This is a genomic window from Actinotalea sp. C106 (assembly GCF_023630195.1).
Taxonomy (GTDB): Bacteria; Actinomycetota; Actinomycetes; order Actinomycetales; family Cellulomonadaceae; genus Actinotalea.
Genome location: NZ_JALPKN010000194.1, coordinates 1 through 6,041, shown reverse-complemented (window position 1 = coordinate 6,041; position 6,041 = coordinate 1). Strand labels below are relative to the sequence as shown.

Annotated in this window: 5 protein-coding genes; all 5 read left to right on the top strand. The window is 73.1% G+C overall.

Going from position 1 to position 6,041, the window contains the following annotated elements:
* The coding region (gene murF, locus L0B03_RS12645) for a UDP-N-acetylmuramoyl-tripeptide--D-alanyl-D-alanine ligase (protein ID WP_250446269.1) at positions 1 to 1,249 on the top strand (1,249 nt) is incomplete at its 5' end.
* Entirely contained in the window at positions 1,246 to 2,328 is a 1,083-nt protein-coding gene (gene mraY / locus L0B03_RS12640) for a phospho-N-acetylmuramoyl-pentapeptide-transferase (RefSeq protein ID WP_250446267.1), read from the top strand. The genes murF and mraY, both read left to right, overlap by 4 nt.
* Entirely contained in the window at positions 2,328 to 3,773 is a 1,446-nt protein-coding gene (gene murD / locus L0B03_RS12635) for a UDP-N-acetylmuramoyl-L-alanine--D-glutamate ligase (protein ID WP_250446265.1), read from the top strand. The genes mraY and murD overlap by 1 nt, the downstream gene beginning before the upstream one ends.
* An 8-nt stretch (positions 3,774 to 3,781) precedes the next feature.
* Positions 3,782 to 5,020: a putative lipid II flippase FtsW gene (gene ftsW / locus L0B03_RS12630; RefSeq protein ID WP_250446264.1), complete on the top strand. Its 1,239-nt coding sequence runs from the start codon at positions 3,782 to 3,784 to the stop codon at positions 5,018 to 5,020.
* Positions 5,013 to 6,041 (top strand): UDP-N-acetylglucosamine--N-acetylmuramyl-(pentapeptide) pyrophosphoryl-undecaprenol N-acetylglucosamine transferase (locus tag L0B03_RS12625; RefSeq protein ID WP_250446262.1); only part of this gene is annotated, 1,029 nt, incomplete at its 3' end. The genes ftsW and L0B03_RS12625, both read left to right, overlap by 8 nt.

The window sequence follows — 6,041 nt, the reverse complement described above, 5'->3', positions numbered from 1 at the left end:
CGCCCGCGCCGTGGCCGACGGCGCCGCGCTGGTCCTCGCGGCCCGCGAGGTCCCCGCGGCGGGCGGGCAGGGACCGGTGCCCTCGGTCGTCGTGCCCGACGTGACGCAGGCCCTGGGCGACCTCGCCCGCGAGGTGCTCTCCCGGTTGCGCCTCGACGGAGCCCTGCAGGTGGTCGCCGTGACCGGCTCGGTGGGCAAGACCACCACCAAGGACCTGCTCGCCCAGCTCCTCGGGGAGCACGGGGAGACCGTCTGGCCCGAGGCCTCCTTCAACAACGAGATCGGCCTGCCCCTGACCGTGCTGCGGGCCGAGGTGACAACTCGGTACCTCGTGCTCGAGATGGGCGCGAGCGGCCCCGGTCACATCGACTACCTGACGGCGATCGCCGCCCCCGACGTCGCCGCCGTGCTCGTGGTGGGCTCGGCCCACCTCGGCGAGTTCGGCGGGATCGAGGCCGTCGCCCGGGCCAAGGCCGAGATCGTCGCCGGCCTGGTCCCCGGGGGCACCGCGGTGCTCAACGCCGACGACGGCCGGGTGGCCGCCATGGCGACGCAGGCCCCTGGCCCTGTCCTGACCTTCGGTGCGGGGACCGACGCGCGCGTCCGGGCCGAGGAGGTCCAGGTGGACGCGTCCTCGTGTGCGAGCTTCGACCTCGTGGTCGGTGACGAGCGGCACCCGGTGACGCTGCAGCTCGTGGGTGAGCACCACGTGCACAACGCCCTCGCCGCGGCCGCGGTCTGCGTGGCCCTCGGCCTGCCGCTCGACGCCATCACCGCGCGGCTCGGCCGTGCCACGGCCCTGAGCCCGCACCGGATGCAGGTGACCGAGCGGCCCGACGGCGTGACCATCATCGACGACTCGTACAACGCCAACCCGGACTCGATGCGCGCGGCCCTCAAGGCCCTGGCCGTCCGGTCCCGAGGTCGACGGTCCATCGCGGTGCTCGGGGCCATGCTCGAGCTCGGCGAGGACGCACTGCTCGCCCACGACGAGATCGGCCGCCTAGCGGTGCGCCTCGACGTCTCGCGGCTCGTCGTCGTCGGCGAGGAGGCCCGCGCCCTGCACCTCGGCGCCCTCCAGGAGGGCTCGTGGGGCGAGGAGTCCCGGCTGGTCCCTGACGTCGACGCCGCCGCCGCGTGGCTCGAGGCCGAGCTCGCGCCCGGGGACGTCGTGCTCGTGAAGTCCTCGCACGGGGCCGGCCTGTGGCAGCTGGGGGAGCGGCTCACGGCGGGGGTGGTGCCTCGATGATCGCCGTCCTGATGGCCGGCGGGCTCTCGCTCGTCGTCGCCCTCCTGTGCACCCCGCTGCTCATCCGGCTCCTCGTCCGCAAGCAGTACGGCCAGTTCATCCGTCAGGACGGTCCGACCGCCCACTTCACCAAGCGTGGCACCCCCACGATGGGTGGGGTCGTCATCATCGGCGCGACCCTCTTCGGCTGGGCGGGTGCGAGCCTCGTCGCTGGCAACGTGCCGAGCGCCTCGGCGGTCCTCGTGCTCTTCCTCATGACCGGCCTGGGCCTGGTCGGCTTCCTCGACGACTACATCAAGATCTCGCGGCAGCGCAGCCTCGGACTCAAGGCACGGTGGAAGATCGTCGGCCAGGGCGTGGTCGGGGTGACCTTCGCCGTCGCCGCCCTCAACTTCCCGAGCGAGCACTTCCGGACCCCGGCCTCGACGAAGATCTCCTTCATCCGAGACACCAACATCGACCTGGCCTTCGCCGGGGTGACCGTCGGTCTGATCCTGTTCGTCCTCTGGGCCAACTTCCTCATCACGGCCTGGTCCAACGCGGTCAACCTGACCGACGGGCTCGACGGTCTCGCGACAGGTGTCTCGCTCATCGTCTTCGGTGCCTACGTGCTCGTCGGCGTCTGGCAGTTCAACCAGCGCTGCGAGTCCCTGCTGAGCGCCGGTCCGCGCTGCTACGAGGTCCGCGACCCCCTCGAGCTCGCCGTCGTGGCCGCCGCCATCACCGGTGCCTGCTTCGGCTTCCTGTGGTGGAACGCCTCGCCGGCGAAGATCTTCATGGGGGACACCGGGTCGCTGGCCCTGGGCGGGGCCCTGGCCGGCCTGTCGATCCTGTCGCGCACCGAGATCCTGGCCGCGATCATCGGCGGGCTCTTCGTCTTGGTCGTGCTGAGCGACGTGATCCAGATCGGCTTCTTCAAGATGACCGGCAAGCGGGTCTTCAAGATGGCTCCGCTGCACCACCACTTCGAGCTCTCGGGGTGGGGGGAGGTCACGATCGTCATCCGCTTCTGGATCATCGCGGGTCTCTTCGTCGCGGTCGGGGTCGGGGTGTTCTACGCCGAGTGGGTGGCGGGCTGATGCCCGCGACCGAGCTCGAGGGCCGTCGGGTCCTCGTCGCCGGCCTGGGGATCTCGGGACGCGTTGCGGCACGGGTGCTGCGCGACCGCGGGGCCCTCGTGTCCACGCTCGATCACCGGGCCGAGGACGCCGACCTCAGCGCCGATGCCGAGGTCGACCTGGGTGCGGTCGACCTCGTGGTGGCCTCGCCCGGCTGGAGCCCCGAGGCTCCCGTCCTGGCCGAGGCGGGCCGGCGCGGAACACCGGTGTGGAGCGAGGTCGAGCTGGCCTGGCGGACGAGGGTCGAGCGCGTGGCCGGGGATGGCCCCGCACCGTGGTTGGCGCTCACCGGGACCAACGGCAAGACCACGACCGTGGGGATGCTCGCCGCGATCCTGACCGCCGCGGGTCTGCGAGCACCCGCCGTGGGCAACGTCGGCACCCCCGTCCTCGAGGCCGCCACCGACCCGCAGCACGACGTGCTCGCGGTCGAGCTCTCGAGCTTTCAGCTCCACTTCACCGACTCGATGACGGCTCAGGCCGCCGCGGTGCTCAACGTCGCGGACGACCACCTCGACTGGCACGGCTCCCGCGCGGCCTACGCCGCCGCCAAGGCCAGGGTGTACCGGGGGGTCGAGGTCGCCTGCGTCTACCCCGCTCAGGACGCGGCCCTCGAGGAGATGGTGCGGGAGGCCGATGTCGCCGAGGGCGCTCGGGCCGTCGGCACGACGCTCGGCGTCCCGGGCCCGGGGCAGCTCGGCGTGATCGACGGGATCCTGGTCGACCGCAGCTTCCACGCCCCCCTGGCCGACCCGTCTCGCTCTCGGTCGGCAGCCGAGCTGGCGACCCTCGACGACCTCGCCCATCTCGCCGGGCCGGGCGGGGTGCTCGCCCCGCACGTCGTCCTCGACGCGCTCACGGCGGCGGCCCTGGCCCGGGCCCACGGGGTCGCACCCGTCGCCGTCCGTGACGGCCTGCGGGCGTACCGTCCGGGGGCGCACCGCAGCGAGGTCGTCGCGGTCCTCGACGAGGTCGCCTACGTCGACGACTCCAAGGCCACCAACGCGCACGCGGCCTCGGCTGCCCTCGCGGCCTTCGAACCCGGGTCGGTCGTGTGGATCGCGGGCGGCCTCGCCAAGGGCGCACGGTTCGAGGAGCTCGTCGCCGACCGGGCGGACCGCCTCGCTGCGATGGTGCTCATCGGCGTCGATCCCGAGCCCTGGGTGCAGGCCGTGTCACGACACGCGCCCGACCTCCCCGTCGTCCGGGTCGATCCGACCGACACTGGGTCCGTGATGCGCCGCGCCGTGACCGAGGCCCGCCGGGTAGCCCGGCCGGGCTCGACCGTCCTCCTCGCCCCCGCGAGCGCGTCCATGGACCAGTTCGACTCCTACGCCCACCGCGGCGAGGCCTTCGTCGCCGCGGTGCGGGAGATCGCCGCCACGACGACGCCCGCGGGCGACTGAGCCCCGCGATGGCGACCCCCCGGGTGGAGGAGGTCGAGACCGCGCCGCGTGACCGCAGCGCCGTGCTCGGCCAGTGGAACGGTGCGGTCAGCAGCTACTACCTGCTGCTGGGTGCGACGGTGCTGCTCGTGGTCATCGGTCTGGTGATGGTGCTGTCGAGCTCGAGCGTCACCTCGTTGAGCGGCGGGAACTCGCCGTACGCGGTGTTCCTCAACCAGGCCCAGTTCGCGCTGATCGGCCTGCCGTTGGCGTGGCTCGCCAGTCGTCTCCCGGTGCGCTTCTACCAGCGCGTGGCCTGGCCTGCCCTGGGCGTCGCCGTGGTGCTGCAGTCCCTCGTCTTCACCGGGCTCGGTCGGGAGCAGGGAGGCAACCGGAACTGGCTGTACCTGCCCGGGGGGCAGACGATGCAGCCCTCCGAGCTGGCCAAGCTGGCCCTGGCGATCTGGCTCGCCCTCGTGCTCGCGCGCAAGCGCGCGCTCATCCACCGATGGCTGCACGTGCTCATCCCCGGGGTGCTCGGGGCCGCGGCCGTGCTGGGCCTGGTGCTCCTGGGCAAGGACCTGGGCACCGCGATGATCATGATGATGCTCGTGGCGGGGGCGCTCTTCGTCGCGGGTGTACCGCTGCGGATGTTCGCCGTCGCGGGGGGCCTCGTGGCCCTCCTCGTCCTCCAGATGGTGCAGGACGGCAGCAGCCGTACCCGTCGGATCGAGGCCCACTTCAGCGCCGAGTGCGACGTGACGAACGAGTGCTACCAGACGTTGCGTGGCCTGTACGGCCTCGCCTCGGGCGGCCTGACCGGCGTGGGCCTGGGCGAGAGCACCGAGAAGTGGTCCTACCTGCCCGAGGCGCACAACGACTTCATCTTCGCGATCATCGGCGAGGAGCTCGGCCTGCTCGGCACGGTGCTCGTCGTGGCCCTCTTCGGCGTGCTGGCCGTCGGCATGACGCGGGTGATCAGGCGGCACACCGACCCGTTCGTCCAGATCGCCACCGGCGCGATCGCGACGTGGGTGCTCGGCCAGGCGATCGTCAACATCGCGGTGGTGATCGGTCTGCTGCCCGTCATCGGCGTCCCCCTCCCGCTGGTCTCGGCAGGCGGCTCCGCCCTGGTCACGACGATGCTCGCGATCGGGGTCGTGCTGTCCTTCGCCCGGGCCGAGCCCGGGGCGGCCGAGGCCCTGGCCGCCCGTCCCGGGGTCGTCCGTCGTTCGCTCGCCGTCCTCTCGAGAGGTTCCCGTGGTTGACTCCGTCTTGCTGGCCGGTGGTGGTACCGCCGGCCACGTGAACCCGCTGCTCGCGGTCGCCGACGAGCTGAGCGTGCGGCACCCTGGTGCCCTCCTGACCGTCCTGGGTACGGCTGAGGGCCTCGAGGCCGAGCTGGTTCCCGAGCGTGGCTATCCCCTGGTCGTCGTGCCGAAGGTGCCGCTCCCGAGGCGACCGACCCCGGACTGGCTGCGCCTGCCGGGCCGCCTGCGTGAAGCGGTCGACGCCGCCGAGCACGTCCTGGAGGAGACCCAGGCCCAGGTCGTGGTCGGTTTCGGCGGCTACGTGTCGACCCCGGCCTACCTCGCGGCCCGGCGTCGCGGGACCCCGGTGGTGATCCACGAGCAGAACGCCCGGCCCGGGCTGGCCAACCGCCTGGGTGCGCGGTGGGCCCGCTCGGTGGCCGTGACCTTCCCTGGCACGCAGCTCGCGGGGGCCCAGGTCACCGGGCTCCCGTTGCGCCCCGAGATCGCCGACCTCATCGACGAGCGTGCGGTCGACGCCACGGGCTCGCGCGTGCGAGCGGCGGCCGAGCTCGGGCTGGACCCCGAGCTGCCGACCGTTCTGGTGACCGGCGGCTCCCTGGGGGCGGTGAGCGTGAGCTCGGCCGTGGTCGGGGCCGCTGCCGAGCTCCTCGCCGCCGGGGTGCAGGTCCTGCACCTGACCGGCAAGGGCAAGGCTCAGGCCGTGCGCGACCAGGTCCGCGAGGTGAGCGAGTCCGGGCTGGCCCCGGGGCTCGCCGGGCGGTACCAGGTGCGGGAGTACCTCAGCCGGATGCAGCTAGGGCTCGCGGTCGCGGACCTCGTGGTCGCGCGGGCGGGCGCGGGCACCGTGAGCGAGCTCGCCGCCCTCGGCCTGCCTGCCGTGTACGTGCCGCTGCCGATCGGCAACGGCGAGCAGCGGCTCAACGCCCGCCCCGTGGTCGAGGCCGGGGGCGGGGTGCTCGTGCCTGACGCCGAGCTGGACCCGCGCTGGGTCGTGGCGGAGCTGCTGCCCCTGGTC

Bases quoted from the DNA above. Each gene is read 5' to 3' on its own strand.
- mraY (WP_250446267.1), top strand. From the start codon at position 1,246: ATGATCGCCGTCCTGATGGCCGGCGGGCTCTCGCTCGTCGTCGCCCTC.
- murD (WP_250446265.1), top strand. From the start codon at position 2,328: ATGCCCGCGACCGAGCTCGAGGGCCGTCGGGTCCTCGTCGCCGGCCTG.
- ftsW (WP_250446264.1), top strand. From the start codon at position 3,782: ATGGCGACCCCCCGGGTGGAGGAGGTCGAGACCGCGCCGCGTGACCGC.